The organism is Nostoc sp. WHI (genome assembly GCF_015714725.1).
Taxonomy (GTDB): Bacteria; Cyanobacteriota; Cyanobacteriia; order Cyanobacteriales; family Nostocaceae; genus Nostoc.
The window spans coordinates 1-2,656 of the sequence record NZ_WBKM01000058.1 but is presented as its reverse complement, the minus strand read 5'-3'; the positions used below and the strand labels follow the sequence as shown (position 1 = coordinate 2,656).

Annotated in this window: 3 protein-coding genes and 2 pseudogenes; 4 read left to right on the top strand and 1 reads right to left on the bottom strand. The window is 41.2% G+C overall.

What is annotated here, in order from left to right; all coding sequences use genetic code 11:
* A pseudogene (locus F8S12_RS06055) lies at positions 1–251 on the bottom strand (ISLre2-like element ISCst1 family transposase); the annotation flags it as partial.
* A gap of 523 nt (positions 252–774) precedes the next feature.
* Here F8S12_RS06055 and F8S12_RS06050 point away from each other — a divergent pair.
* The 4 genes and pseudogenes from F8S12_RS06050 to F8S12_RS06035 all read left to right on the top strand — a co-directional run.
* The gene (locus F8S12_RS06050) at positions 775–1,014 is read left to right on the top strand and encodes a hypothetical protein (protein WP_196515431.1); all 240 of its coding nucleotides are present in this window, start codon (positions 775–777) and stop codon (positions 1,012–1,014) included.
* Positions 1,011–1,457: a type II toxin-antitoxin system VapC family toxin gene (locus tag F8S12_RS06045; RefSeq protein ID WP_196515430.1), complete on the top strand. Its 447-nt coding sequence runs from the start codon at positions 1,011–1,013 to the stop codon at positions 1,455–1,457. Before F8S12_RS06050 ends, F8S12_RS06045 begins: the two co-directional genes overlap by 4 nt.
* Before the next feature lie 101 nt (positions 1,458–1,558).
* Positions 1,559–1,996, top strand: a pseudogene (locus F8S12_RS06040) (ParA family protein); the annotation flags it as partial.
* 92 nt (positions 1,997–2,088) lie between these two features.
* Positions 2,089–2,656: transposase (locus F8S12_RS06035; RefSeq protein WP_196515429.1), on the top strand; the 568-nt coding region annotated here is incomplete at its 3' end.

Below are 2,656 nucleotides of genomic sequence, written 5' to 3'. Positions count from 1 at the left end.
TGCCACCATCCTTTGGTTTGATTAATTGCTGTTTGATGAGCCGACTCTGATTGAGAAAGCTTATGCAATAATATGGCGATACATTGACCCGCTAAAACTAACGCAGCCTGTCTAATTGTTTCTTCTCTTTCTTTAACTATTCTTCCAGACCACTCCTCGATATTTTTCAACTCTAAAAGTTTCGTTACATCCTCTTTAAAATCTGATAATGAATCGGCAAAATTTAGATTTGCATATATGTTTTTCTCCATAAAAGTAGATACTTCCTATTTCAAAACTATTCCTGAAAAGAAATTTTACCTTTTTTATAGTCGCAACAATGTACAGAAACCTCGTTTTTAGCACAGGTTGTGTCTTCTAACGAATATTACTCAGGTCATTGTATTAAATGTTTAATATGTACGTAAGAGTTTATTAGCGATCGCTCTCCAGGTGGGGTTATCTCACAAAATCGCATTGCTCCCATAATAAGAGTGTTGAACCGACGAACTCGTGGCCGCTTCGCTCAATTAGGCGGTGCTGGGACGGGGCAATAGTTTACTTGTGGGGATGCCTTGTTTATAAAAGCCCCGCCCAGCACTCCGCTACGCCGCCTAATTGCCACGAGTTCTTAAATCCTGGGAAGACGTTTTGACTCTTGGCAGCGTGAGCAGAAATTAGCTATGTCGTTTGCTGTATGGCGGGAGCAATAGTCAGTATTATAGTAAAGCAGCATAAGGGCAGGGCGAAAGCCCGTCGCTCCCGACTGAAGAAGAGTGAATCGTATACACAACCATGAATGTACAACTTGTTAATTCCCTCGTAGAAGTGGTATTAAACCTCTCCCCTGAAGAGCAAAAACTCTTTCAAGAAAAGCTTAGTAACAAGCATTTAACGTTACTAACTAGTAAACCTCAAACATCATCAGAGAGATTATTACTTTGGCAGGAGTGGATAGATACAGCACCAAAAAGCTATGCCAACCTTGATGATGAAGCTCTGCGTCGAGAAAATATCTACGATGATGAAGTATGACCCATTATTTATTAGATACCAATATCCTGTTACGCTCCAGGGATATAGCTTCACCTGATTACAATCTTGTCGATCGCACAATAAGGTATCTAATATCTAATAACCATCGATGTTTCATTACATCTCAAGTTTTAATTGAATTTTGGGTTGTAGCTACCCGTCCTGTAGCTGTAAATGGATTGGGATGGACACCAGAAGAAACCGAACGAACGGTGCAAATGCTAATAAATCAGTTTGAGTGGCTAGAAGAAACACCAGATATATTTCGCCTTTGGTTTAGCCTCGCTACAACTTATAAGATTTCAGGTAAACGCACCCACGATTTACGCATACAAGCAGTAGTGCTTGCCCATAACATCAGCCATATTCTGACTTTAAACCCAAAAGACTTTGTAGAAGTTGAAGGAATTACTATTGTTCACCCCAATAGCATAAAGAGCTAGAGGCTGGGATAAGCGTGCGATCATAATTTTTGATAAACAACACCGATTGACGCATCAACAGTTATCTTAAGTTGTAACGGTGCAGGTAAACCAACTCACTTATGAGCCGAATCATCGCAGTCTTTAACCAGGCGGGAGGTGTTGCCAAAACCACCCTTACCCAAAACCTGGGCTACCACCTAGCACAACTGGGTCATCGCGTTCTGCTCATCGACATAGATCCCCAAGCCAGCTTAACCATTTTTATGGGCTTGGTTCCAAGAGAGATAGAGCAAACTGTCAACAATGCCATTGTGGATGAACAACCCCTGCCAATTATTGAAGGAATTCATGGCATGGATTTAGCCCCTGCCAATATCTCTCTGAGTACAGCAGAAATGCAATTGGTTAATGCTTCTATGCGCGATTTCCGTCTCAAAGAAGCCATCGAACCAATTGAATCAGATTACGATTTTATCTTAATAGATTGCCCTCCCAGCTTAGGGCTACTCTCTTACATCTCCCTTGTAGCTGCCACTCATGTTCTTGTACCTCTACAATACCTTCGCCAAAAAAAGATTATGAAGAGAGAGGGCTGGCGTAGTAGAGTTATTGTCTCTCACAACGACAACTCAAAAACTACAAGCAGCCCATGTTCAACATCTTATCACTGTTACAATGCCTGTTACCGCAGATCAACGCTACAACGATGCGGCAATTGAACCAAATAATCCTGGCGATGTTAGCAATGAGCGGTCGAGTCACTATGTTGGGAATTTCGCGTTGGGCAGGCATTGGTGGTAGTTATCGGACGATGTTGCGGTTCTTTCATACAGTAATTCCTTGGGCGACGTTGTTTTGGCTATTTTTCCGCAAGCATTTGTTCCGTGCGAATGAGGTGTATTTACTTGCAGGAGATGAAGTTGTAGTGAGTAAATCAGGAAAACAAACTTATGGGCTGGATAGATTTTTTTCTAGCCTCGTTAGCAAACCTATATTAGGACTATCTTTTTTTACATTATCATTAGTAAGTGTTGAACAAAGGCACTCGTTTCCGATTCGGATAGAACAGGTAATAAAGAGCGATGTAGAAAAAAGTAGCCTGTCATCAACCCCAGAAATAAACAAGAAAGAGAAACGTAAGCGTGGACGACCAAAAGGGAGCAAGAACAAGAATAAAACAGAGGTTATTCTCACATCTGAATTACTAAGAATTAAGA

What these genes read in the sequence shown, in the direction of transcription:
- F8S12_RS06050 (WP_196515431.1), top strand. Translation starts at nt 775, where the DNA reads ATGAATGTACAACTTGTTAATTCCCTCGTAGAAGTGGTATTAAACCTC.
- F8S12_RS06045 (WP_196515430.1), top strand. Translation starts at nt 1,011, where the DNA reads ATGACCCATTATTTATTAGATACCAATATCCTGTTACGCTCCAGGGAT.